This is a genomic window from Collinsella sp. SGI.033, from assembly GCF_050315135.1.
In the GTDB taxonomy this organism is placed as follows: domain Bacteria; phylum Actinomycetota; class Coriobacteriia; order Coriobacteriales; family Coriobacteriaceae; genus Collinsella.
This window is the reverse complement of sequence record NZ_JBNPOK010000025.1, coordinates 1-23,574: the sequence shown is the minus strand read 5'-3', so window position 1 is coordinate 23,574 and position 23,574 is coordinate 1. Positions and strand designations below refer to the sequence as shown.

The following is a 23,574-nucleotide window of genomic DNA, read 5'->3' as shown; positions in this document are numbered from 1 at the left end:
CGGAGCGATGCAATTTAAAAAATGCCAAGTTTTTGGTTTGCACTTTGCGATTCCTCGTGTATACTGACTTTCGCATTTAACGGAGAGTTGTCCGAGTGGCCGAAGGAGCACGATTGGAAATCGTGTAGGCGTCAAAAGCGTCTCCAGGGTTCAAATCCCTGACTCTCCGCCAGTTAATTCCAAAGCAGGCCTTTGTGCCTGCTTTGTTTTTACCCCACGCGGAGGGGTGGCAGAGTGGTTGAATGCGGCGGTCTCGAAAACCGTTTGGCCTGTATAAGGTCACGAGGGTTCGAATCCCTCCTCCTCCGCCATTTTGGTTGAGAAAGCTCCCAACAAAGGGAGCTTTTTTGTTTTGAGTCCCTTACAAACAAATACGGCGGAGGAGGGGTTCGAACCCGCCAGGGCGTTCAACACCAACCCAGATCTCTAAACATGTACATCACCCTCCAAAGATGTCAAAAAATGTCGTTTTTGGATGCTGATGTACATGTTTGGAACCTGTGACCGCGCCCAGTTCCGACCGTTTACCGAGCAATGGGGTCACGACCTCCCACAACCATGTACTATGTACGGGCATTTTCCAATCCAACTACCCAAAGGAACCCACCTTGCCCGTCATCGCCACTGTAATCGTTACCGCACACGCCTCGGATGCCATGGTTGCCATCCCGTTTTGGCTCGAGATGTTCGCTGTCGTCGCGGCGTCGATTTCGGGTGTACTGGTTGCGCGCGAGCACAAACTCGATCTGGTGGGCGCCGTCGCGCTCGCCGTGGTCTGCGGTCTGGGCGGCGGTCTTTTGCGCGATATGACGCTCCAGGTGGGCAACGTCTACATCCTTAACCAGCCCATGGCGCTGCCGCTGTCCATCGCCACGGCGGCCATCATCTACATCTTCCCTGCCATCGTCGACAAGCCCGACAAGCTCATCCCCCTGCTCGACATCATCTCGGTGGGTATTTATGCGGCAACCGGCGCAGATAAGGCGCTCGTGTACGGATTTGCACCGGTCGTGTGCATCATGATGGGCTTTTTTACCGCGGTAGGCGGCGGCATGCTGCGCGATGGTTTTATGGGCGTGGTGCCGGGTATTTTCCAGCGCACCAACTTCTATGCCATCGCGGCTATCGCTGGATCGGCAAGCTATGTTTGCCTTGTCATGAGCGGCTTAGTCAGCAATGTCGTCGCGCTGGTCGTTTGCGTCGCAGTGACCATGGGCCTTCGCTGGCTCTCGCTGCGCTTTGACATCAAAAGCCCCACCGAGGACGATATCGCGCGTTTCCTACATCGTAAAAAATAGATAGCACGGCCCGGCCCATCGCAAGGTGACAGCCTATCTACAACCGGCCGCAGGCCCGATATCCCGCGACACCTTACGTAGGCAATTGCCCATGCAGAATACTGCAACCGCGAGTTTCTTTTAGAGCGAAGGCGCAATGGGTACCATATTGGTCGTATGCAAATCACCAAGCAAAGGATTCACCATGCCTCACAACCAACCCGCGGCGGCGCAACGTCACAACATGCGCGGACACCTCATTATGGCCTTCGCGCTTATCGCACTGGCGTTTACCGCGCTGCCTTCCATGGCATTCGCCGGCACCGACACCGCGGGCAATGTTTTCGTGTCCGACGGGGACTCCAGTCCATCCGGCGTCGGGGGCGATCTGTACTGGGCCGGTCAAAGCCTTAGCCTGGACGACGCGTCCATCGACCGCGATATCATCGCCGCCGGCGAAAGCCTGTCTATTCGCGACTGCACCGTAGGCGGCGCCGTTCGCCTGGCAGCGCGCACCATCGATATCGCCAAGACCACCATTGATGGAAGCGTGACAGTTGCCGCTCAGCACGTCGTACTTAACTCCGGCAGTACCGCCAATTGCTTCTATGCCGCAGGTGAGACGGTTGCCCTGCGCGGCTCCGCCAAGTCGGCAGTGCTCGCGGGCAGTACGGTAACCATCGACGGCACTGTCGATGGCGATGTTGAGGTCTGGGCCGACAAGCTGGTGCTCGGCAAAAACGCCAACATCACCGGTACCGTAAACGCTCATGTCTCACAGGACCCCGAACGCGCCGACGGCGCCAAAGTGGGGGCCCTCAAGATCGACCGCACCGAGAACGAGGATACCTCCACCGTCAACGACGTCATCGGCGGCATCGTTGCCGCAGCTCTTTCCACCTGCTTTGTCGCGATTCTCCTTGAGCTCGTCTTTCCGCGTGCAACAGCCAGCGCGGCCGGCATGCTTCACCAGCACCCCGCCCCGCTGTGGGTGAGCGGTCTTTTGGGCACGGTAGCCGCCGTTCCCGCCATCTTGCTGCTCATCATCTCTATTGCCGGCCTGTCGCTCGCCGGAGCCCTGATGTGCGGCGTCATCGGCATCGCCCTGGTCTCGGCGGCCTTTGCGGGCACCGCGGTCGCACGCATGGTCGGGCACAGCCAGAACCGCTACGCCATGGCCGCCGTGGGCGGCGCCATCGCCGGCGCCCTTACGGCACTTCCCCTTATGGGCAACTTTATCAGCGGCGTAGCCTTCGTCTTTATGCTGGGCTATCTCATTCAGATCATCTGGCGCAACGCCCACGTCAAGCCGCAACAGGCCCCCAACACCCCGGGCCTTCCCTCCGCCTAACCGCCAACCACCGCAAAGGTGTCCTTCCTCTTTGTGGTGGTACAAAAAGGGCGCCGGCCGCGATGGTCGACGCCCTTTCTTGTGAATGCTACAGAGCTCAGCGCTTATTTGTTGACCTGACCGGCGCGAACGGCAGCCTTCTTGCGATCGGTGGCGTTAAGCAGACGCTTGCGCAGACGGATGTTCTTGGGGGTGATCTCCACCAGTTCGTCATCGGCGATGTACTCCAGCGCCTCCTCCAGCGAGAAGGTGCGAGGCGGCACCAGCTGCACGGAGATATCGGAGGTCGAGGAACGCTGGTTGCCCAGGTTCTTGGTACGGGCGATGTTGACGACCATGTCGCCGGCCTTGCTGCGCTCGCCCACGATCATGCCCTCGTAGCACTCGACACCCGGCTCAACAAACAGCTGGCCGCGCTCCTGCAGCGTGCCCAGAGCGTAGGCAACGGCCTTCTCGGTGGTCATGGAGATCATGGCGCCGTTCTGACGGTTGCCGATCTCGCCGGCGTAAGGACCGTACTCCAGGAAGGTGTGATAGAACACGCCCTCGCCGTGAGTGACGTTCATGATGCGGTTCTTAAGGCCCATGATGCCGCGGGTCGGGATCTTAAACTCAAGGTGCGTCACGATGCCCGAGGTGTCCATGCTGGTCATAATGCCGCCAGAGGTGCCAAAGACCTCGACGACCTTGCCCGAGTACTCGTCCGGGCACTCGACGACGGCCTGCTCGACGGGCTCCATCTTGTTGCCGTTCTCATCCTTCTTAAACAGAACGCGGGGACGGCCGACCTGGAACTCAAAGCCCTCGCGACGCATGGACTCCATCAGGACGGACAGGTGCAGAATGCCGCGGCCCGAGACCTCGACGCCGCTCTTGTCCTCGAGCTCCTCGATCTTCATGGTCACATTGTTCTCGGCCTCATTGAACAGGCGCTCCTTGAGCTGACGGGCGCCCACAATGTCGCCATCGCGGCCGACGAGCGGAGAGGTCGAAGCCTCAAAGACGATGGACAGGGTCGGCGGATCGATCTCGATAGGCTCGAGCTCAACGGGGTTCTCGGGATCGGTGTAGACATCGCCGATGTCGGTGCGCTCAATACCCACGACGGCGGCAATGTCGCCGGCGCCGACTTCCTGGCACTCGGTGCGGCCCAGGTAGTCGAAGGTAAAGAGCTGCTTGACGGTAGCGGTGGCGCTGGAACCGTCGTTCTTGACGACCAGGATCTGATCGCCCTGGCGAATGGTGCCGGAGTACACGCGGCCAATGCCGATGCGGCCGACAAAGTTGGAGTGGTCGATGGTCACGCACTGCATAGCGAGCGGCGCGGTCTCGTCAACCTCGGGCGCGGGCATGTCGTCGATGATCATGTCGAGCAGCGGGTACATGTCCATGTTGCCGTCGTTGGGGTCAAGGCGGGCAAAGCCATTCATGGCGCTGGCATAGACCACGTGCTCCATGGCAAACTCGAGCTGGTCGTCGGTGGCGCCCAGGTCGGCCATAAGGTCCAGACAGTCGTTATAGGCCTTCTCGGGGTTGGCGCCCGGACGGTCGATCTTGTTGATGACGATCATGATCTTAAGGCCGGTGTCGATGGCGTGACGTAGGACAAAGCGGGTCTGGGGCATGGGGCCCTCAAAGGCGTCGACCAGCAGCAGGGCGCCGTCGGCCATGCGCAGCACGCGCTCGACCTCACCGCCAAAGTCGGCGTGGCCCGGGGTGTCGATGACGTTGATCTTAACGTCCTTGTACTCGATAGAGATGTTCTTGGCGAGAATCGTGATGCCGCGCTCGCGCTCCTGGTCGTTGGAGTCCAGGACGCGATCCTCGACCTGCTGGTTGGCACGGAAGGCGTCCGTGGCACGCAGGAGCTTGTCGACCATCGTCGTCTTACCGTGGTCGACGTGGGCGATAATGGCGATGTTCCTCAGATTGTCTACGCGCATGTAGTTCCCCTATCTTCTATCTATATACAAACGGCACGCGTATGCGACCCGTCCAGCAACACAACGCTCGGCGGGAATATTGAGCCTTTTACCGAAAACTCGTTTATTTTAGCGATTCTAGATGAGAGGGGTTTCCTCACCTGCAGGTTCAGGGTCGCTCCACATAAAACCATCGCCGGCGCCCATACCCTCGTACAGCACATATGCCGAAAAACCGCTCTCGAGCGTGGTCTCGAAGAAGCTAACGAGCAAAGCGTCGTGATATCCGCCCTCGATCTCCACACAGCCGGTGTAGCCGATGGCATAGCGGGCGATGCGGCCCAGGCCTTCGTCCTTGAGACCCATCTTGTGCTCGGAGATAAAGTTGGTGGCAGCCTCCAGGCATGCCTCCTCACCGTCCTCGTCGAGAGCCGCAAGATAGCGGTTGGAGGCGGCATCCTCGATCGCCACGACAACGCCCGGGTTTTCACCGGCGGCAAGGTCGTCCAAAAACGCACCGATCAGATCGCACACCATGGCGTCGAGCTCGGCGGAGACGTTACCGGCGTTCTGCATATCCTGTGCCATCTTTTGACCTTCCCATCGCATTCGGCGTCGTTATAACTCCTGTGCCTCGGCCGCGATTCTGGCGGCAGCGTCACGGGCGCGAACCATCTCCGCCGCGCGCTTGTCGAGCACCTTGATCTGGTTGGTCAGCATTACCGCATCGACCACGCCCCAGATCACCAGGCCCGTCGAAATCGAAAACCCAAGCGCACCAACTGTACCACGAAGCCGCGACAAGATTACCGCGGCAAGCGCGGAGACAACAACCATCTTGATATAGGAGTCACGGCGCTCGCGAAGGGTGCGAGCCTGCGTCACATACGCAATGCGCGCGGCCTCAAATGCCTCGGCGCGTATATGGGCCTCACGCGCGATAGCGGCTGCTTCGGTCGACACACTGGTACCCATCAGCGCTCGCCGTGCATCGTGCTCAACCGACATTTAGAAATCATCGGGCGAGAGCGTGTGGACAAACTCGTCAAACTTCTCGAACTCACTCTCGTCGTCAACCTCGTCGGCAAGCGGAGAGACGGTGCCCAAGCGATTCATGATGTCGTCCTCCACAAACATGGGGGCATTGCTGCGCACGGCAAGGGCGATAGCGTCGCTCGGTCGTGCGTCAAGCATACGCTCGCCCCTATCGGTGTGCACGACGACCGTCGCGTAGAACACCGGCGGCTCGGCGCGCACGATCTCGATACGCTCGATCTTCGCTCCCACCACTTCGATGGTATCGAGCAAAAGATCGTGGGTGATGGGGTGATCGGTGCGGCCGGTATCGATACCGCGGCTGATGGCCGCTGCCTCGTAGGAACCGGTCTGGATGGAAAGAGAGCGCAGCGGCGCGGACGAATCCGACTTACGGCAACGCTCGCGCAAGACGATCAGCGATGGCACGGGACCGGCGGCCATGACGATGGTCTCTATGTCGACACGAACCATGGAACACCTCCGGTACGTTGTGATTGGCATGCGCGGCAGCTCCGCCGCATTGAATAGCTATACTACCCAATCTTTCGCCCAGCACACAAAATCAAAGCAGTTAATTTGGGACGGGGCTTTTTTAGCTACCCAGCGGCAGGTCTAGAAACTGAGGCTGCGCAGAACAGGGTAGCCAAAAAAGCCCCGTCCCAAATTAACTGCTCCAACGGGTAAGAAAAAAGCCCCGAGGCAATGCCCCAGGGCTCTTAACGTTTTGATGGTGGACCTGACAAGATTCGAACTTGTGACCTCCCGGTTATCAGCCGGACGCTCTAACCAACTGAGCTACAGGTCCATCATGGTGGAGGTTAGGGGGATCGAACCCCTGACCTCAGGCTTGCAAAGCCCGCGCTCTCCCAGCTGAGCTAAACCCCCACGGAGACAGTAATAAACACCCCAGCGGCGACTCGGCTCTCGCTGGGGTGTTTATTGCGAAAGAAAGTGGTGGACCTGACAAGATTCGAACTTGTGACCTCCCGGTTATCAGCCGGACGCTCTAACCAACTGAGCTACAGGTCCATCGCGCAAGGGATATATTAGACGAGTCGTTACGCACGCGTCAACAACTTTTTTGAAAATCTTTGAAGGGTGTCGGCCCCGGCCGCCCGGCGGCATGCGAAGTCGCCTGCTCGGACAGTCCTGCTCGCACGGAGAGCACATTAAGTGCTCTCCGGCTCATGCGGAACTCGCGATCGACTTCGCATGCCGCCGGGCGGCCGGGGCCGACGTGGGGTTCAAAGATTGTCAAAAAAGCGGTCGGCGCGCAGTGCGCCGACCGCCGTTATATGGGGTCTGATGATTTTTACCAGCTAGGGCCTCTTACTCGTCTAGGAGATCCTCTGGTATGTCGTTGCCGTCGCCTGGGTCGACTGGGGCCTCTTCGGTGACGTATGCGGTCTCGGCACTTTCGCCCTCGGGCTTCTCTTCGGCGGCCGTCATGCGGGCAACGGCGCACACGCGGTCGTCATCGCTTACGGTCATCATCTTGACACCCTGCGTGGTTCGACCGGTCCGGCTGATCTCGTCGGTCTTGACGCGAATGACCGTCGCGCCCTCCGTCACGATAAACAACTCATGCTGCGGGCCGACCGCCTTCATGGCCGCAAGGTTGCCCTTGCGCTCGGTCATTTGGATGGTGTAGACACCCTGGCCGCCGCGGTTTTGCTCCGGATAATCCGAGACCGGCGTGCGCTTGCCGTAGCCGCACTCGGTAATGACAAACAGGTCGCCCTCGCCGTTGGTGACCTCCATGCCCAGGACACTCACGCCGTCCTTCATGCCAATGCCGCGGACACCGCTGGTGTCGCGGCCGGTAGCGCGAACCTGGTCCTCGGGGAACATGATCGCCTTGCCCGCAGTGGTGGCCATGATGATCTTGTCGCCCTCGCGTACGCGGCGCACGGCGAGCAGCGCGTCGTCGTCCCTCAGGTTGATGGCGATTAGGCCATCGCGGCGGCTGCGATCATAGGTGCTCATCACGGTCTTCTTGACCATGCCGTTCTTGGTGGCAAACATCAGGTACTCATCGGCGGGGAACTCACGACAGCTAATGACGCTCGCGATCTTCTCGCCTTCCTCAAAGGGAAGCAGGTTGACGATTGCGGTGCCGCGCGCCTGGCGCGTACCAACCGGCAGCTCGTGCACCTTCAGACGGTAGACCTTGCCCTTGCTCGAGAAGAACAGCACATACTCGTGGGTGGACGCGATAAACATCTCGTCGATAACGTCGTCCTCTTTAAGGTTGACGCCCGACACGCCCTTGCCGCCGCGCTTCTGGGCGCGGTAAGCGGCCACCGGGATACGCTTCACATAGCCGGTGTGGGTGATGGTCACGACCATGTCCTCGTCGGCGATGAGGTCCTCGACGTCCAGATCCTTCTCGACCTGGCTGATCTCGGTACGGCGCTTGTCGCCAAACTTCTTGGAGATCTCGCGCATCTCTTCCTTGATGACGCCCAGAATCTTCTCCTCGTGCGTCAGCAGGTCCTCGTAGTAGGCGATAGCACGGCGCAGGCCGTCCAGCTCTTCCTGAATCTTGTCGCGCTCCAGGCCGGTCAGGCGACGCAGCTTCATCTCGAGGATGGCCGTGGTCTGCTCGGGGGTAAAGCCAAAACGCTCAATCAGGCGGCTGCTGGCCTCGGAATCGGTCTGCGAGGAGCGGATGATGCTAATGACCTCGTCGATATGGTCGAGGGCCATAAGGTAGCCCTCAAGGATATGTGCACGGGCCTGGGCCTTTTTAAGGTCAAAGTGGGTGCGGCGGGTGACTACGTCGACCTGGTGGTCGATGTAGTGTTGCAGCATCTCGCGCAGGCTCAGGCATTTGGGAACGCCATTGACGAGCGCCAGATTGTTGGCACCAAAGGTGGTCTGCAGCGAGGTGTACTTATACAGGTTGTTAAGTACGACCTGCGGGATAACGCCCTTCTTGAGCTCAATGACCAGACGGATGCCCTTTTGGTTGGACTCGTCGCGCATGTCCGAGATGCCCTCGATGCGCTTGTCGTTTACGAGCTGGGCGATCTTCTCCTGCAGGGTGCCCTTGTTGACCATGTAGGGAATCTCGGTAAAGACCAGGCGGCTGCGGCCGGTCTTGGTGGACTCCACATGGGCCTTGGCACGCACGGTGATGGAACCGCGGCCGGTCTCGTAGCTCTGCCTAATGCCGGCGCTACCCATGATGATGGCACCGGTGGGAAAGTCCGGGCCGGGCATAATCTGCATGAGTTCGTCGACGGTGGCGTCGGGGTTGTCGATCAGGTAGCAGGTGGCCTCGATCGCCTCGGTGAGATTATGCGGGGCGATATTGGTGGCCATGCCTACAGCGATGCCTTGGCTGCCGTTAACCAGCAGGTTGGGGAAGCGTGCGGGCAGTACCACGGGCTCGGCGAGAGACTCGTCGTAGTTGGGCTGCCAGTCGACGGTATCCTTCTGCAGGTCGCGGAGCAGCTCCATGGCGGGCTTTGCCAGACGGCTCTCGGTGTAACGCATAGCTGCGGCACCGTCGCCGTCGATGTTGCCAAAGTTGCCGTGGCCGTCGATAAGCGGCGTGCGCATGGAGAACCACTGCGCCAGACGAACCATGGTCTCATAGACCGCGGAGTCGCCGTGGGGGTGGTACTTACCGATAACTTCGCCGACCGTCCAGGCCGACTTCTTGTGCGGGCGGTTGGGGTAGATGCCGCTCTCGTTCATGGCGTACAGGATGCGGCGGTGCACCGGCTTTAAGCCGTCGCGCACGTCCGGCAGGGCGCGTGCCGTAATGACCGACATCGAGTACTCGATAAACGACTGCTTCATCTCGCGGCCAAACTCCGAAATCTGGAGCTGGCCGCCGTTGATGTCCTCGCCGGCCGAGGCACCGCGATCGACCGCGCCAAAGCTCTCCTCGAGCTCGGCGTCGTCATCCTCTTCCTCTTCATCCTCGACATCGGGGTTGTAGGAATCCGGATCGCCGTCCTCGCCCTGCTCGGCGCGGGCGAGCAGGCGCTTCAGATCATCGGGCATACCGGCGTCGCCGGCCTCGTCCACACCCTCGTTGTTGTTGATATCGTCTGCCACGTTACCTCCTCATGGTTTGCGTGGTCCATTAGTTCCCTACCACGGAGACGGCTTTTCCAGGTGCCGCAGATTCGCCCGAAAGAGGAGGGAAGCGTACTTGGGTACGCGACCGACGATTGAGGGCGAAGGTGCGGTGGCTGGGAAAGCCGAACAGGTTAGGCATCTAAGAAGCGTGCATCATGCGCGTGTTTTTCAATGTACTCGCGGCGATAGCCCACCTCGGAACCCATGAGCTCGCGTACGGCACGGTCCGCCACCACGGCATCCTCGATCGTCACGCGCTGCAAAATGCGGGTCTTGGGGTCCATCGTCGTCGAGGCAAGCTGCTTGGGGTCCATCTCACCCAGGCCCTTGTAGCGCTGGACGGTATAGCCCTTGCGCTTCTTGGTGATCTTGCCATCCTTGGCCTTGCCGTCCTCGTCGTTGTCGTCGGGGTTCAGGCCCAGGCTCTGAATGGTGTCGCGCAGAATCTCGTCTTCGGGCTGTCGGCCGTTGGGATACACGTAGTGGATCTTGTTGCGCACCTTAATGCCAAAGATGGGCGGGCAGGCAACATAGACATAGCCGGCATCGATCAGCGGACGCATGTACTTGTAGAAGAACGTCAGCAGCAGGATGCGGATATGCGCACCGTCGACGTCTGCATCGGTCATGATGATGATCTTGTGGTAGCGCGCCTTGGTGATATCGAAGTCGCCGCCGTCGCCGGCGCTCGTCGTGACGCCGCAACCGATCGCGGTGATCAGCGACTGGATGGTGTCGCTCGAGAACGCACGATGGTCACCCACGCGCTCGACGTTCAGAATCTTGCCGCGCAGGGGCAGAATCGCCTGGATGTCTCGGCGGCGGCCGTCCTTGGCCGAACCGCCTGCCGAGTCGCCCTCTACGATGAAGAGCTCGGTCAGCTCGGCATCGCGCACCGAGCAGTCGGCGAGTTTGCCGGGCAGCGACGCCGTCTCGAGCAGGCTCTTGCGACGGGTCGCCTCGCGCGCCTTGCGGGCGGCGTTGCGGGCCTTGCAGGCCTGCTGCGCCTTCTTGACGATCTCGCGGGCGGGCTTGGGGTGCTCCTCGAGGTAGTCGGCAAGACCGTCGGTCACGATCTTGAGCGTAAGCGCGCGCATGTAGGAACTACCGAGCTTGGCCTTGGTCTGGCCCTCAAACTGCGGATCGGGCAGCTTGACCGAGATGACGGCCGAGAGACCCTCGCGCACGTCGTCACCGCTCAGGTTGGCCTCTTTCTCCTTAAGCAGGTTCTGCTTGCGGGCGTAATCGTTAATCACGCGGGTGAGGGCGGTGCGGAAGCCCTCGAGGTGCATGCCGCCCTCGGGGGTGTAGATGTCGTTGGCAAACGACATGACGTTCTCGCCATAACCGGCGTTCCACTGCAGGGACACCTCGACCTCGCCCATCTTGGCCACGGGCGCATCCGGGTCCGATTTACCCTCAATGTAGATGGGCTCCTTAAAGGCCTCGGGGACGTCCTTGCCGTCGTTGAGGAACTTGACGAAGTCGATGATGCCGCCCTCGTAGCAAAACTCCTCCACGCGGGGAGCCGCCTCACGCTCGTCAGTCAGCACGATCTTGAGGTTCTTGTTGAGAAACGCCGTCTCTTGCAGACGATTGTGCAGTGTATCGAAATCGTAGACGCAGGTCTCGAAGATCTCGTCGTCGGGCCAGAAGGAGACGGTGGTGCCCGTCGAATCCGAGGTGCCCACGACCTCCATCTTCTTGACGGTCTTGCCGCGCGAGAATTCCATCTCGTAGATATTGCCGTCGCGGCGCACCTGCACGACCACGCGCTTGGACAGGGCGTTGACAACGGAGATGCCCACGCCGTGCAGGCCGCCGGAAACCTTATAGGCCGAGTTATCGAACTTACCGCCGGCGTGAAGGATCGTCATGACGACCTCGAGCGTCGGAATCTTTTTGACAGGGTGCTCGTCGACGGGGATGCCGCGCCCGTTATCGACGACCGTAATGGAGTTGTCGGCGTGGACCGTCACCTGAATCTCGGTGCAGAAACCGGCCATGGCCTCGTCGACGGAGTTGTCAACGATCTCCCACACCAGGTGGTGCAGACCGCTGGCGCTCGTCGAGCCGATATACATGCCCGGGCGCTTACGGACGGCTTCGAGACCCTCGAGGATCTTAATTTCGCCGCCATCGTAATCGTTTTCGCTTGCCACACGTCCTCCTTCGGTTAAGAAAATCTGTATAGCCTTACTATTTTATCGTAAAAAATACCCTCGGGGACGAGGGTATTTGCCTATACAAGGCCACCAGATGCGATTTAAGACTCTTTTTTGCTTTGCACGCCCTTGGCCCACTCGGCACTGGCCCTCATGGCGTTCTGGAGAGCCTCACGCAGTTTTTGGTCTTCGATGGGCGACACCTGGCGCTCGATCTCGGCACGCTCGGCTTCATTCAGATCGGCATGCGGCGCGGGCGGGCGCTCGGGCGCGACCGGGCGCAGGCGCTCTTTTGCCGCGGGCGGCGTGTGGCCGGGGCGGGTCGTCTTAAATACCAGGCCATCCACATGCGCGCCGGCACGCTCCATGCGTGCGCGGATTATCTCGCGCAAAAGCGTCATCTCCTGTGTCCACGAGGGCGAATCGAGATACACCAGCAGCTCGTTGGACTCGGGAAGATAACGCAGCCCCGTCACATGCCGGCCCTCGCGCGTGCCCGAGCACACCGCGTTCCAAGCACGGTAGACCGCACGCGATTCCTCGGCGGCCTCCATTTGCGCACGACGCTCGGGCGTAGCCGACGCCAAGATGCGCTGGCGCTCGGCACCCAAAAAGTCACTGAAGGCAGCCGTGCCGTTCTCACGCTCGTAATTAGCATGCCTCACCCATGCTCACCACCTTGGCTCGATCAAGCAACTCATCGGTAAAGTATCCCAAATTGGTGGTGGTTATGACTGTCTGGATGTCGTCGCCGATCAGCTGCAAAAAAGCGGCGCGGCGATCGCCGTCGAGCTCGCTCATCACGTCATCCAAAAGCAGCAGCGGGGCGGTACCCAGAATATCGCGGGCTACGGCCACCTCGGCCACCTTCCAAGCCAGAACCAACGTACGTTGCTGACCCTGACTGGCAAACGAGCGAGCCGAGCGGCCGGCGACCGAAAACTCAATCTCGTCGCGGTGCGGACCCACGAGTGTCACGCCGCGGCGGATTTCCTCGTCGGCGCGCTCGTCGAGCGCCGCGAGCATGCGCTCGTATGCCCAGCCCCTCAGCTCCTCGCGGTCATCGGTCTGGGGCAGCTCCCCCAACGTGGACGCATAGGCCACATCGGCCTCCTCCCCGGACGCAACCAGCCCGTAGGCATTGCGCACGTGGGCGTCCAAGCGATCGAGCAGGGCCAAGCGGTGCACCAGCAGGGCCGATCCGGCGCGGGCAATCGACTCATTCCACGCACCGAGCATCTCACGGCAGCACCATGTCTCTTTGAGCAGGGCGTTGCGCTGCGTCACGCAGCGGCCATAGGCGCTTGCCAGATCGGCATAGCGGGCGCTCAGTTGCACACCAAAGTCGTCGAGCGCAGCGCGACGCACGCTGGCACCGCGCTTAACCATATCCAGATGATCGGGGCAGAACAAAACACTCGGCAGCACGCCGCGCACACCAGAGGCGGCACATCGCTTGCCGTTGCGGCTAAACGAACGCTTACCGTCCTCCACGCATAGGCCCATGTCCAGCACGCGGCCATCGCCCTCGAGCCTAAGCTCGGCCTTGCACAAACCCGTGCCGTCGTGCACAAGCTCGACGGCAGTGGAATGCCTAAACGAGGCGCCGCTCGTTAGCAGCTGCAGCGCCTCTATGAGGTTGGTCTTTCCCGCCGCGTTGGGCCCCGCGAGCACCGTCACGCCATCGCTCAGTTCCAGGCGATAGCTATCGAAGCTGCGGTAGCGCGCGACGGAAAGATCGCGGGCGAACATGGCCATAGGGCGCCGCTAGATGCGCACCGGCATGACCAGGTACAGATAGTTGATCTTGTCGTAGGACTTAAAGATGCCGGCCTGCGAATAGCTCTTGAGCTCCAGCGTGATCTCCTTCTCCTTGGACAGGGCGTTGAGACAGCCAAAGATGTAGTGGTAGTTAAAGGCAATGGTGCCCGACTCGCCCTCGGCCTCGACATCGATCGTCTCCTGCGCCAGATCCTGGTCATTGGAGATGGAGGACAGGCCCATCTGGCCGTTCTCGACATCGATCTCAAACTTGACGGCGGGGTTGGCGCTCGCGATGACCGCCACGCGCTTGAGGGCGGCATTAAAAGCCGCCACGTCGATCTTGACGCTCGTTACGCACGAATCGGGGATGAGCTGCTTGTAGTTGGGATACATACCCTCTATGCGGCGCGACACGTAGGTGGTGTTGCCGGCTTCAAAGACAACCTGGGTGTCGGTGGCACCGATCATAATGGTCGCCTGGCTCGCCATGATGCTCAGGGCGTCGTTGAAGGCATCGGCCGGCACGTTGAGCTCAAAGGAGCCCTCGAGCGTCGAGGTCTCCACCTGCGTATCGCACACGGCCAGACGGAAGGAGTCGGTCGCCACCAGGCGCACGGTGTTGTTTTCGACCCTCATATGCACACCGCCCAGGATGGGGCGGGCCTTGTCGGTCGAGGTGACGCGCCACACGCGGCTGACCATCTCGGACAGAATGTCGGTCGGGAGCTCAACGGCGCTCTCGATGGCATAGGCCGGGAACTCGGGGAAATCGTTGGCATCGAGCGTATTCAGGCGGAAGGAACTCTTCTCGCAACCGATCAGCACCTGGCGCTCCGAAAGCTCAAAGGTAACTGGGGCATCGGGAAGGGTCTTGGTGATGTTGGAGAGCATCTTGCAGGGGATTACCATCTCACCTTCCTCTTCCACATGTGCCGCGATGCGGTGACGAATCGAGATGGTGTAGTTAGAGGTCTGGAATTCCAAGATGCCGTCTTGTGCCTTGATGAGCACGCCCGACAGAATAGGGAGGGTGGATGCCGAAGCGACACCCTTCATGACGACGCCGATTGCTTGCGTAAGCGAGCTCTGGCTGACGGTGAACTTCATCTTTTAATACCTTTCTATAGATATAAATATCTTAATAATAGTAATAGTACTGACGAAACTGTTGATTACTCCCAAACATGCAGGTCAAACCCAAAAAGAGAATCGACAGTTCCCTGTGTGCAACAGGGGTCGTTTTCCACGTTCAAAACCTGCGCAAAACTTTTCATCGGAGCGGGCTGGGTTTTAGACACCTTATGCCCGCGGTTTCAACAAGTTTTCAACAGGTGTGCCTATTTCCCTACGAGCGCAGTGTAATTTTGTCCCGTAGCGATTTGAGGTCCTCGGTCACGGTCCGGTCTTCCTGGATCATCTTCTGGACTTTTTTGTAGCTCGTGCTGACGGTCGAGTGGTTGCGGTTGCCAAACTCCGCACCCACGGCGGTGGTTGTCATCTCGCACATCTCGATCGCTAGGTAGATGGCGATATGGCGCGCCTTGGCGATATTGGCATTGCGGCGCGGACCAATGAGCTCCTCATGCGTCACGCCGTACTGCTCCTCGATAACAGACTGAACTGTCTGCACGTTGATCTTTTTGGCCGACGTGTCGAAGTACTGGCTGGCGATGGCATCGATGTCGTCGAAGCTCAGCTCGCTACCCTCGCGCTCGCGGTCGCCCGCCTCCCCGGCGCAGCGCTCGCAGAAGCTCTCGAGCTCACGGATGTTGGTGCCCGATACCTCCGCCATGTGTTTAAAGTGTTCGTCAGTCAGATGTCCGCTGTCGCCACCGTAGGCCGCCAGCAGCGAGTCGTCCCCCGCCTCGGGCGCCGCCGCGATCGTGTTCTCGTAATAGCGCTGCAGAATCTTGTACTTCATCTCGTAGCTGGGCTCTGCTACCAAGCAGAGCATGCCGGCGTTAAAGCGGCTGGTCAGGCGCTCGTCCATGTTCAGGTCCTTGGGCGCACGGTCTGCGGCAATCACGACCTTCTTGTTGTTGCGGATAAACTCGTCCATGAGCTGGAAAAAGTAGTCCACGCTCGCGCGTTTGCCGATGATGTTTTGGATGTCATCGATGATGAGCACGTCCACGCCGTGGTATGCCTGCATGATGGGGGCGTTACTCTTCTTTTGGCGGTCGAATTCTGTCATCAGATCATCGATGTATGCCTGTGAGTTGGCGTATTTCACTTTGATCTCGGGCGACTTCTCGGCGAGCTCGTTTTTGATAGCAAGCAGCAGGTGGGTCTTGCCTAAGCCCGATTTGCCATAGATGAACAGGGATGTGCAAGTACCGCGTTCGTCTGCGAGTGCGGCGAATTTAAGCGCCGAACGATAGGCGTGGCTGTTTTCGGGGCCGTAGACAAAGTTTTCGAAGGTGAATTTTGAGTTGGCCACGAGGGGCGCGCCATCGGCGTTCTGCTCGCCCGGGGCCGCAGCCGCAGGCACGCTCACAGGCGATGTCGAGACTGGTTTTGCGCTCTTGGCGGGTGCCACGCCCTTCATCTGATTCATCATGCGGCGGAAATCGTCGGCCGACAGCGTGTTTTTGATCGCGATGCCCGGTTCTTCGCCCGGCGCTGCGTCGTGCGCGACGGGCATGTGCGAAACACTGGGAGCGGTTGCTACCGGCACGGCTGTTGCGTGGGGCATGGTTTCACGGGAAACATCGCCCGCATTGGTCTCCGGAGCCGCCACAGGGGCGGCGGTCGTCAAAGGGGGAGTGGCGGGTGCCGCCCCTGTGGCGCCTGCCGTGGGACCCTGCGGGGCCACGATGTTGAGCGCGATCGGCGCAAAGGCAATCTCTTCTAGGTAGTGCTCGATAGTCGGCTGGTGCTTTTTGAGCTGCGCAATGGCAAAGCGCGACGGTGCCTCGATGGTCAAGGTGTCCTCGGTTAGGCTCACGGCACGCGATTGCCCCAACATGTTGATGAGGCGCGCATCTTGGCCGTCGCGCTGGCAAAAGGCGATGGCATCCTCCAGGATGATGCTTGCTTCCTCGTCCACTGTCTCTCCCGTTCCTTAACTTTGGGCACGCACGCGAGCGCTGCCGAGTTCGGTCAGATGGTATTTCTGACCGTGTTTGATTACCAAGCCGGCCTGCGCCAAGTCATTGAGTGTGCGTGACCACGTGGGCGCGGAGTTTCCAAATGCTCGCGCCAGGTCGGTGGCGCCGCACTCTTGGTTTTGAGCCAGATATCCCAGCGCCGCGTTGCCGCGCTCGCTCACAAATACGTCCGGTTGCGGCTGTGCGTATTGATTCGCCGCATTAGGATACATCATTTGAGCTGCTGGTTGTTGAGAACTCTGCATGGTTGGCATCGGCTGTTGAAAACTTTGCGGCCACTGTTGGTATGGCTGCGGCGGCATCTGCTGGGCCCAGGGATGGTACGGCTGCGGCATCTGCTGATACGGCTGCTGATAGCCCTGGGGATACTGTTGCATATATTGCTGGGAGTATCCCTGCTGCGGCATATATTGTCCCGGATATGCCTGCGGGTACGGTTGGAAGCCCATCTGCCGAGCTCCTTGCATGCCCGTCACCTGCTGCATCGCGGCTGCATCCGAATCGGCCGGGACCATGGACTCTGCCGAGCCTTGAGTTGTCGTCTGTCCCGCGGGCTGGGGGTCCTGCATGGGCGGCATGCCGGGTTGATGCATCTGCTGCGAAACCATGGGCTGTTGTAGTGGGGACGCGGCCATGGTTTGCTGCGCAGTCATCATTGCTTGCTGCGGAATTGCTCCCGGCAGTGGGTATTCCGACCCCTGGGCCTCGGGGCGCACGGCTGCCCCGCGCCCTCCCGCGCGCTCAATTTCCTGCACGCGCTTGGGGTCGAGGCTCACCGTGACGACGGTGCCGTTGCCCATGTTATCTTCGATGGAGACTGCCCCGCCGGCGTTTTCCAGGTATTCCTGCACCATGGGAAAACCTGCCCCGGTGCCGCGTATATACCGCTTCATCTTGCTGTTTGCGCTGGTGACGCCAAAGTCGAAGGCGCGCTCTTTGTCGTCGATGCCCGGACCTTGGTCGGCAAAGCGGATAGTTTCCCCGCCGTCCAGGATCGAGATAATGGGCTCGGCAAAGTGGGCGTGGATAAAGTTTTCGACAATCTCGCGGATAACCATGAGCGAGATGTGTCCGCCTTGCTCTTTCATGCACTGGTAGACGGTGTTAGTCGTCTCTTCCAGATACGTGCGGATGTCTTGCGGCTCGATGACGATCACGCGCGGGGTCGAAAGCATGTCGTCATAGACGGCGATGCGCGCCGCATACATGGTTTTCGGTGTCTGTTTCGATGTCTGCTCGCCCTCTTTGCGCTCTTCGCGTACGCCGTTGATGTGCTCGTTGTCGGGTGCCGGGTCACCGGAATCGACCATGGTGTAAAAGTCGTCAGACATGCCGCTCGCAATCTTTCAAAAGGTTTCGGATAAATAGTAGCTCACCGCGCAATGTTTCTCATCTTTCGACAAGTTTTCAAAACATGTTGAAAACTTTGGAAAATGGGCGAAAAGTTCTCAACATTGCCAACATGACCTGTTGAAAACTCGGTGAAATATCGTGAAAAGTTGGAGTCATACTCAAAAACTCATCCGGCTTATGGCGGAACCGTGTGAACTGCGCAACCTTTTACCTTTGATTTCTTGACATTTGAACATTGATTTCCCTACAATCTTCAAGCTCACGTGTCTATATCTGCGTCCGCGCCCTCGCGGACACTCGAAATGCAGCAGGAGGAACTTAAGATGAAGCGTACGTATCAGCCTAATAAGCGTAAGCGTGCCAAGACCCATGGCTTCCGCGCCCGTATGGCCACCAAGGGTGGTCGTGCCGTGCTCGCCCGTCGCCGCGCCAAGGGCCGCAAGCGTCTCACTGTCTAGCAGCGATACACGCATCTCGCATGAAGACTATTAAGTCTCGGCAAGATTTCGAGCATGTGTTCAGTCAGGGGCGTCGTTTCAGTCACCCTCTGATTCGAATGACCATATGTGAATCGGTTGGCGAAGGCGACTCTGGAAGGGTCGCCTTCGTTGGTGCTAAACGACTCGGTTGCGCAGTTGTGCGCAACCGTTCTAAGCGTGTGATGCGCGAGGCCGCCCGCAGCTGCGGATTTCCCGTTGCGGGTTATGACATCATCTTGTTCGCGACCCCCAAGACGAGGATCTCGTCGCCGGAGGAGATGAACGAGGCATTGCGTTCGCTTGTGATACGCGCCGGCGTTGCCGGGGAGGAGCGATGAGCAATCACGTTTTGCGACGTGTTGCCATCGCTCCTATTCGCATATATCAACAGGTTATTTCGCCCTTATTGCCTGACGCCTGCATTTATTATCCAACGTGTTCTCATTACGCCGTCCAGGCTATCGAGAAATACGGTGTTTGTAGAGGCTGCTGGCTTGCCGTGAGGCGCATCGCTCGCTGCAATCCCCTGCACGTCGGCGGTTATGACCCTGTGCCCTAGCGGGCACTCGCTATCGGAGGAAAAATTACATGTGGGATTGGATCGTTAACATCCTTTTCGAGCTGCTCAAGCTCATCCAGACCTTTGCGGTCGACTGGGGCCTGTCCATCATTATTCTGGTGGTCATCGTCCGTCTGCTGCTGACGCCGCTCATGCTCAAGTCGACCAAGTCGACGGCCCGTATGCAGGTGCTGCAGCCCAAGATGCTCGAGATCCAGGAGCGCTACGCTGACGACCCCCAGCGTCAGGCCGAGGAGATGCAGAAGTTCTACAGCGAGAACAAGTTCAATCCGCTGTCCGGCTGCCTGCCGCTTCTGATTCAGATGCCTATCCTCATCGCCCTGTTTACGCTTCTGCAAAACCTGCCTCATTACTTTAACGAGGGCACCTTCTCGTTCTTCAACATTCTGCCCGATCTGACTACCACGCCGAGTGCCTCTTTTGCCGATGGCTTTATGGTCGCACTGCCTGCGCTGGTTTGCCTGATTCTGTTTGCTGTCCTGACCCTGATTCCGCAGCTGTACATGTCGCGCAATCAGACTGGCCAGCAGGCCCAGAGCATGCGCATGATGGCCGTCGTCATGACCGTCATGATGCTCTGGATGGGTTGGAGCCTGCCCGTTGGTGTTCTTTTGTACTACGACGTGTCTTCTGCCTGGCAGGTCATCCAGCAGATCTTTGTGACGCAGAAGGTTATCGAGAAGGCTAAGGCCGAAGAGGAGGAGCGTCTTAAGAACGCCCCGCTGCAGGTTGAGGTCACGCGTCGCGAGAAGAAGCCGCGCCCGCACAAGAAGAAGTAGCGGTATAGTAATCTTATTTAGGTACCTAACTTTTGGAGTACGTTATGTCTGAAGAGATCGTCGAGGATATGCTTGAGGAGGTTGCCCCGCAGGCCGCGGGCGATTATCTCGAGATTGCACAGCGCTACAAGGCTGGTGAAGAGCTTACGGATGAAGAGCTCGACACCATTGCCGATGTTGCGATTTCTATTCTTCGTTCCATCCTTTCGCATTTCGACGCCGCCAACTCTCCTATCGATGAGTATGAGGGCGACGAGGGCGAACTGATTCTTGATGTAACGGCTCCCGACCTTGCCGTCCTTATTGGTCGTCATGGACGCACCCTTGATGCCCTTCAGGTTATGTTCTCGCTGTTGGTGAGCCGCAAGCTAGGCTTTAGGTATCCGGTCGTCGTCGACGTCGAGGGATATAAGAGCCGCCGCCAGGACAAGGTTGCCTCTATGGCTCAGTCTGCTGCCGAGCGGGCAGTGCGCACTCACAAAAGCGTTTCGCTTCCGCCCATGAATGCCTACGAGCGCCGTCTGGTTCATATTGCTCTTCGCGGCAACGACGCCGTCGACACGCATTCTGAGGGTTCTGACCCCGATCGTCATGTTGTGATTGTTGCTCGATAACCTAAACGAGATTATCTTAAGGGGACGTGGTTTCCACGTCCCCTTTTTTTGTCAAAAGTTCTTGATACATTGATTTTTGTCAGATAGGAGTTTGTCTTGTTTGTACTAACCGATGAACAGACAAGCCAGATGCTTAGTCGTCTAATTTCGTATTGCGAAGACTATTCTTTGAAGGTCTCCCATGATGCCCTTCGCTCATGTATTGAGCATCTAGATCTTGTTTTGGAGGCTAATAAGACCACCAATCTTACGCGCATCCTAAATATCGAAGATGCTGCTGTTCTTCATATTCTTGATTCGCTTGTGTTGCTTCCCTATATAGACATAGCTCCAGAAGGCGCTTTGTTAGACATGGGTACTGGTGCTGGGTTTCCTGGAATCCCTTTGACAATTGCTAGCGGACGTAAGGCTACCTATATCGATTCGGTTGGCAAGAAGGTTGATGCCGTCAACTCATTTGTTGAAGCTCTCAGTCTCAAGCATGCTCACGCGGTTCATGATCGTCTTGAAGAATATGCCCGAAGCCATAAGAAACAGTTTGCTGTTGTCACTGCTCGTGCACTTGCACCGTTACCAGTTCTCGTCGAGTATGCTTCACCATTTCTAATAGATAATGGTCTCTTTGTTATTACTAAGGGAAACCCTTCAGACGTTGAACTTCAGTCTGGTCTAACTGCCGCTAGCATATGTGGGTTCACCACACTTATGACAGATGATTTAGATTTGCCAAATGGCTTGGGTCATCGCGAGTTTATCATTCTAAAAAAATCTCGTCCGGCAGCCATTTCGCTTCCACGTGCTAATGGCATGGCGAAGAAGAATCCGCTTGCCTAGATGTTTCACGTGAAACATAATGGATAGTAATTACTTGTTATGTTTCACGTGAAACATAACATATGATGAATCGGAATGTTTCACGTGAAACATCCTCCGTTTAACAGCTTAAAATACACCAGGAGGGACCGTGGGATTTCGCGACGTTAAGCGTTCAAAGAGCGCAAAAGACACGCGTATCATTGCAATCATCAATCAAAAGGGTGGTGTGGGTAAGTCCACCACAGCAGTAAACCTTGCAGCAGCACTGGGTGAACAGGGTCGAAAGACGCTGATTGTCGATTTTGATCCACAAGGTAATAGCACGAGCGGCTTTGGAATCGAAAAAGAAGAACTCGATAACTGCATCTATGATGCATTGCTGAATGATGTTCCGGCAGAATCGCTTGTTCTTGATACAAATTGCAGTAAGGTATTTGTAATTCCGGCTACTATCCAGCTTGCAGGTGCAGAAATTGAGCTTGTAAGCGCAATTGCACGAGAAACACGCTTGAAGGATCTGCTTGAGCCTGTTAAGGATGAGTTTGACTTTATATTTATCGACTGTCCGCCTTCACTTGGCTTGTTGACCATTAATGCGTTGACGGCGGCGGACAGTGTTCTGATTCCGATTCAGTGTGAGTATTACGCACTCGAAGGTGTCACGAAGCTGCTTGAGTCGATGAAGATGGTCAAAACACGCCTAAATAAGAGCCTTGATACCTATGGCGTGCTTATGACGATGTATGATTCGCGTACATCGCTCTCAAATCAGGTTGTCGAAGAAGTGCAGTCGTACTTTGGCGATAAGGCATTTAAGACCTTGATTCCGCGTACGGTTAAAATATCAGAAGCACCGTCGTTCGGTGAGCCGGTAATTACATATGCGCCGCAAAATAAGGGCGCAAAGGCGTATATGAACCTTGCCAAAGAGGTGATCAAGCGTGCCTAGTCCTAGGAAGCGTGGCGGTTTGGGTCGCGGACTCAATGCATTGGTCTCCGAAGCAGAATATGAGACCGGTGGATCTGCGACGTCCGCATCCAATACTGCTTCGGAAACTAAACTTCCAATCGAAGATATCGTTCCGAATCCCAACCAACCCAGAATTCATTTTAATGAGACCGAGCTTCGAGAGTTGAGTGAGTCGATTCAGGAGCATGGTGTTCTTCAGCCGCTTCTTGTACGCAAGCACGGTAATGGCTATGAGATTATCGCGGGTGAGCGCCGTTATCAGGCTTCTAAGCTCGCTGGACTTGAGGAACTTCCTGTCATCATAAAAGATGTTGATGATGAACAGATGCTTGCGCTTGCATTGATTGAAAATTTGCAACGCTCCGATCTCAATCCCGTCGAAGAGGCTAAGGGATATCGACAGCTCATCGATGCGAGTGGTATGACTCAAGAGGCCTTGTCGAAGGCTGTTAGCAAGTCTCGCTCTGCAATCACCAATTCGCTGCGCCTACTTGATCTTCCCGAGGTTGTTCAGCAGATGATCTTTGAAGGTAAGCTGACTGCTGGCCATGCTCGTGCAATTCTTGCAGTTCCATACGAAGATGCACGCATTAAGTTAGCTGAGAAGGTTGTTGCGGAAGGGTTGTCCGTCCGCGCGACAGAAAATCTTGCTCCATTGTTTTCTGCCGGAGAGACACCAAAAACGCCTCGAACTGCAACGCCTCAGTCTTTTAAGAAGGCGGCACGCGTTCTGCGTCAGGTATTTAACACGAACGTTCGCGTAAAGAGCTCGCGCGGCAAGAACAAGATCGAGATTGAATTTAAGGATGAAGAGGAACTCTCTCGCATTCTTGGCGAAATCATTCAGTTTGATCAAGGAGGTCAGGATGAGGAATAAAGTTCTGACTGCTGTCGCCTTGGCTGCTACTGTTGCAGTTGGCGCTTTTGCCGGTTATAGGATTGCGACAGATGATGAATTGCGTGGTCGTTTGCTTCGTGGAGCGCAGGATATCGTTGATACCTCAAAAAAGAAAATGGATGTTATGACCGAGGACGTTGCCATGCGTACGGCTCAGATGACTAAGAATCCCAAGATCAACCAAGATTGGGTTAATCATCAATGGGAAAATGTAGGCTTTTAGGTACCTAACAATGACTTATCTATTCTGAAGGGTTCCTTGTCTGATCACCAGTACAGGGATCCCTAATATCGTCCTAAATAATGCTGGTCAATCGTATGATGCAGATAATCGATGAATATGTAACAGCCCCGGTTGCAATT

The 23,574-nt window shown here is 57.6% G+C and carries 22 protein-coding genes and 5 tRNA genes; 13 read left to right on the top strand and 14 right to left on the bottom strand.

Going from position 1 to position 23,574, the window contains the following annotated elements; genetic code table 11:
- Positions 1–81 precede the first annotated feature (81 nt).
- From ACQRC0_RS07635 to ACQRC0_RS07620, 4 genes are all read left to right on the top strand, one after another.
- A tRNA-Ser gene (locus ACQRC0_RS07635) sits at positions 82–172 on the top strand.
- Positions 173–220: 48 nt separating this feature from the next.
- Positions 221–311: transfer RNA gene (locus ACQRC0_RS07630), tRNA-Ser, on the top strand.
- Positions 312–608: 297 nt separating this feature from the next.
- Complete coding sequence (locus ACQRC0_RS07625; RefSeq protein WP_229770653.1) at positions 609–1,298, top strand: trimeric intracellular cation channel family protein; 690 nt, start codon at positions 609–611, stop codon at positions 1,296–1,298.
- 184 nt (positions 1,299–1,482) lie between these two features.
- Positions 1,483–2,628, top strand: a complete 1,146-nt coding sequence (locus ACQRC0_RS07620; protein ID WP_427729040.1) for a polymer-forming cytoskeletal protein — start codon at positions 1,483–1,485, stop codon at positions 2,626–2,628.
- A gap of 104 nt (positions 2,629–2,732) precedes the next feature.
- Here ACQRC0_RS07620 and typA read toward each other — a convergent pair whose 3' ends face one another.
- From typA to ACQRC0_RS07550, 14 genes are all read right to left on the bottom strand, one after another.
- Positions 2,733–4,571 (bottom strand): translational GTPase TypA, encoded by a 1,839-nt coding sequence (gene typA, locus ACQRC0_RS07615; protein ID WP_154516764.1) that lies wholly within the window; start codon positions 4,569–4,571, stop codon positions 2,733–2,735.
- A 117-nt stretch (positions 4,572–4,688) separates the two neighbouring features.
- Positions 4,689–5,138 (bottom strand): hypothetical protein, encoded by a 450-nt coding sequence (locus ACQRC0_RS07610; protein ID WP_427729039.1) that lies wholly within the window; start codon positions 5,136–5,138, stop codon positions 4,689–4,691.
- 30 nt (positions 5,139–5,168) lie between these two features.
- Positions 5,169–5,513 (bottom strand): hypothetical protein, encoded by a 345-nt coding sequence (locus ACQRC0_RS07605; protein ID WP_427729037.1) that lies wholly within the window; start codon positions 5,511–5,513, stop codon positions 5,169–5,171.
- 45 nt (positions 5,514–5,558) lie between these two features.
- On the bottom strand, positions 5,559–6,059 hold the full coding sequence (locus tag ACQRC0_RS07600) for a bifunctional nuclease family protein (protein WP_427729036.1): 501 nt from the start codon (positions 6,057–6,059) through the stop codon (positions 5,559–5,561).
- A gap of 257 nt (positions 6,060–6,316) precedes the next feature.
- Positions 6,317–6,393: transfer RNA gene (locus ACQRC0_RS07595), tRNA-Ile, on the bottom strand.
- A gap of 4 nt (positions 6,394–6,397) precedes the next feature.
- Positions 6,398–6,473 (bottom strand) — tRNA-Ala (locus ACQRC0_RS07590).
- 67 nt (positions 6,474–6,540) lie between these two features.
- A tRNA-Ile gene (locus ACQRC0_RS07585) sits at positions 6,541–6,617 on the bottom strand.
- A 300-nt stretch (positions 6,618–6,917) separates the two neighbouring features.
- The gene (gyrA, locus tag ACQRC0_RS07580; protein ID WP_427729042.1) at positions 6,918–9,605 is read right to left on the bottom strand and encodes a DNA gyrase subunit A; all 2,688 of its coding nucleotides are present in this window, start codon (positions 9,603–9,605) and stop codon (positions 6,918–6,920) included.
- A 209-nt stretch (positions 9,606–9,814) separates the two neighbouring features.
- Complete coding sequence (gyrB, locus tag ACQRC0_RS07575) at positions 9,815–11,845, bottom strand: DNA topoisomerase (ATP-hydrolyzing) subunit B (protein ID WP_427729034.1); 2,031 nt, start codon at positions 11,843–11,845, stop codon at positions 9,815–9,817.
- A 104-nt stretch (positions 11,846–11,949) separates the two neighbouring features.
- Positions 11,950–12,513 carry a DciA family protein gene (locus ACQRC0_RS07570; RefSeq protein WP_427729032.1) on the bottom strand — a complete coding sequence of 188 codons (564 nt, stop codon included), beginning with the start codon at positions 12,511–12,513 and terminating at the stop codon, positions 11,950–11,952.
- Positions 12,500–13,606 carry a DNA replication/repair protein RecF gene (recF, locus tag ACQRC0_RS07565; RefSeq protein ID WP_427729030.1) on the bottom strand — a complete coding sequence of 369 codons (1,107 nt, stop codon included), beginning with the start codon at positions 13,604–13,606 and terminating at the stop codon, positions 12,500–12,502. The genes ACQRC0_RS07570 and recF overlap by 14 nt, the downstream gene beginning before the upstream one ends.
- Before the next feature lie 9 nt (positions 13,607–13,615).
- A complete protein-coding gene (gene dnaN, locus ACQRC0_RS07560; protein ID WP_427729028.1) occupies positions 13,616–14,719 on the bottom strand; it encodes a DNA polymerase III subunit beta in 1,104 nt (367 codons plus the stop codon).
- A gap of 238 nt (positions 14,720–14,957) precedes the next feature.
- The gene (locus ACQRC0_RS07555) at positions 14,958–16,661 is read right to left on the bottom strand and encodes a DnaA ATPase domain-containing protein (RefSeq protein WP_427729026.1); all 1,704 of its coding nucleotides are present in this window, start codon (positions 16,659–16,661) and stop codon (positions 14,958–14,960) included.
- Between the two features lie 15 nt (positions 16,662–16,676).
- Positions 16,677–18,053 (bottom strand): ATP-binding protein, encoded by a 1,377-nt coding sequence (locus tag ACQRC0_RS07550; RefSeq protein WP_427729025.1) that lies wholly within the window; start codon positions 18,051–18,053, stop codon positions 16,677–16,679.
- Between the two features lie 345 nt (positions 18,054–18,398).
- Between ACQRC0_RS07550 and rpmH the strand changes: the two genes are divergently transcribed.
- The 9 genes from rpmH (at position 18,399) to ACQRC0_RS07505 (ending at position 23,434) form a co-directional block, all read left to right on the top strand.
- Positions 18,399–18,533, top strand: coding sequence for a 50S ribosomal protein L34 (gene rpmH / locus ACQRC0_RS07545; RefSeq protein WP_019127408.1), 135 nt, complete (start codon positions 18,399–18,401; stop codon positions 18,531–18,533).
- 20 nt (positions 18,534–18,553) lie between these two features.
- Entirely contained in the window at positions 18,554–18,892 is a 339-nt protein-coding gene (gene rnpA / locus ACQRC0_RS07540; RefSeq protein WP_427729023.1) for a ribonuclease P protein component, read from the top strand.
- Entirely contained in the window at positions 18,889–19,113 is a 225-nt protein-coding gene (gene yidD / locus ACQRC0_RS07535) for a membrane protein insertion efficiency factor YidD (RefSeq protein WP_154516787.1), read from the top strand. The genes rnpA and yidD overlap by 4 nt, the downstream gene beginning before the upstream one ends.
- Before the next feature lie 29 nt (positions 19,114–19,142).
- Positions 19,143–19,913 (top strand): YidC/Oxa1 family membrane protein insertase, encoded by a 771-nt coding sequence (locus tag ACQRC0_RS07530; protein WP_154516790.1) that lies wholly within the window; start codon positions 19,143–19,145, stop codon positions 19,911–19,913.
- A 44-nt stretch (positions 19,914–19,957) separates the two neighbouring features.
- Entirely contained in the window at positions 19,958–20,527 is a 570-nt protein-coding gene (locus ACQRC0_RS07525) for a protein jag (RefSeq protein ID WP_154516793.1), read from the top strand.
- A gap of 168 nt (positions 20,528–20,695) precedes the next feature.
- Positions 20,696–21,361: a 16S rRNA (guanine(527)-N(7))-methyltransferase RsmG gene (gene rsmG, locus ACQRC0_RS07520; protein ID WP_427729021.1), complete on the top strand. Its 666-nt coding sequence runs from the start codon at positions 20,696–20,698 to the stop codon at positions 21,359–21,361.
- Positions 21,362–21,491: 130 nt separating this feature from the next.
- Positions 21,492–22,292: a ParA family protein gene (locus tag ACQRC0_RS07515; RefSeq protein WP_427729019.1), complete on the top strand. Its 801-nt coding sequence runs from the start codon at positions 21,492–21,494 to the stop codon at positions 22,290–22,292.
- Positions 22,293–22,311: 19 nt separating this feature from the next.
- Positions 22,312–23,190: a ParB/RepB/Spo0J family partition protein gene (locus ACQRC0_RS07510; RefSeq protein WP_427729018.1), complete on the top strand. Its 879-nt coding sequence runs from the start codon at positions 22,312–22,314 to the stop codon at positions 23,188–23,190.
- Positions 23,180–23,434 (top strand): hypothetical protein, encoded by a 255-nt coding sequence (locus ACQRC0_RS07505; RefSeq protein WP_427729016.1) that lies wholly within the window; start codon positions 23,180–23,182, stop codon positions 23,432–23,434. Before ACQRC0_RS07510 ends, ACQRC0_RS07505 begins: the two co-directional genes overlap by 11 nt.
- The last annotated feature ends 140 nt before the right edge of the window (positions 23,435–23,574 follow it).

Coding starts and splice junctions, on each gene's coding strand:
- ACQRC0_RS07620 (WP_427729040.1), top strand. CDS start 1,483: ATGCCTCACAACCAACCCGCGGCGGCGCAACGTCACAACATGCGCGGA.
- typA (WP_154516764.1), bottom strand. CDS start 4,571: ATGCGCGTAGACAATCTGAGGAACATCGCCATTATCGCCCACGTCGAC.
- ACQRC0_RS07610 (WP_427729039.1), bottom strand. CDS start 5,138: ATGGCACAGGATATGCAGAACGCCGGTAACGTCTCCGCCGAGCTCGAC.
- ACQRC0_RS07600 (WP_427729036.1), bottom strand. CDS start 6,059: ATGGTTCGTGTCGACATAGAGACCATCGTCATGGCCGCCGGTCCCGTG.
- gyrA (WP_427729042.1), bottom strand. CDS start 9,605: ATGCCCGATGATCTGAAGCGCCTGCTCGCCCGCGCCGAGCAGGGCGAG.
- recF (WP_427729030.1), bottom strand. CDS start 13,606: ATGGCCATGTTCGCCCGCGATCTTTCCGTCGCGCGCTACCGCAGCTTC.
- dnaN (WP_427729028.1), bottom strand. CDS start 14,719: ATGAAGTTCACCGTCAGCCAGAGCTCGCTTACGCAAGCAATCGGCGTC.
- ACQRC0_RS07550 (WP_427729025.1), bottom strand. CDS start 18,053: ATGTCTGACGACTTTTACACCATGGTCGATTCCGGTGACCCGGCACCC.
- rpmH (WP_019127408.1), top strand. CDS start 18,399: ATGAAGCGTACGTATCAGCCTAATAAGCGTAAGCGTGCCAAGACCCAT.
- rnpA (WP_427729023.1), top strand. CDS start 18,554: ATGAAGACTATTAAGTCTCGGCAAGATTTCGAGCATGTGTTCAGTCAG.
- yidD (WP_154516787.1), top strand. CDS start 18,889: ATGAGCAATCACGTTTTGCGACGTGTTGCCATCGCTCCTATTCGCATA.
- ACQRC0_RS07530 (WP_154516790.1), top strand. CDS start 19,143: ATGTGGGATTGGATCGTTAACATCCTTTTCGAGCTGCTCAAGCTCATC.
- ACQRC0_RS07525 (WP_154516793.1), top strand. CDS start 19,958: ATGTCTGAAGAGATCGTCGAGGATATGCTTGAGGAGGTTGCCCCGCAG.
- ACQRC0_RS07505 (WP_427729016.1), top strand. CDS start 23,180: ATGAGGAATAAAGTTCTGACTGCTGTCGCCTTGGCTGCTACTGTTGCA.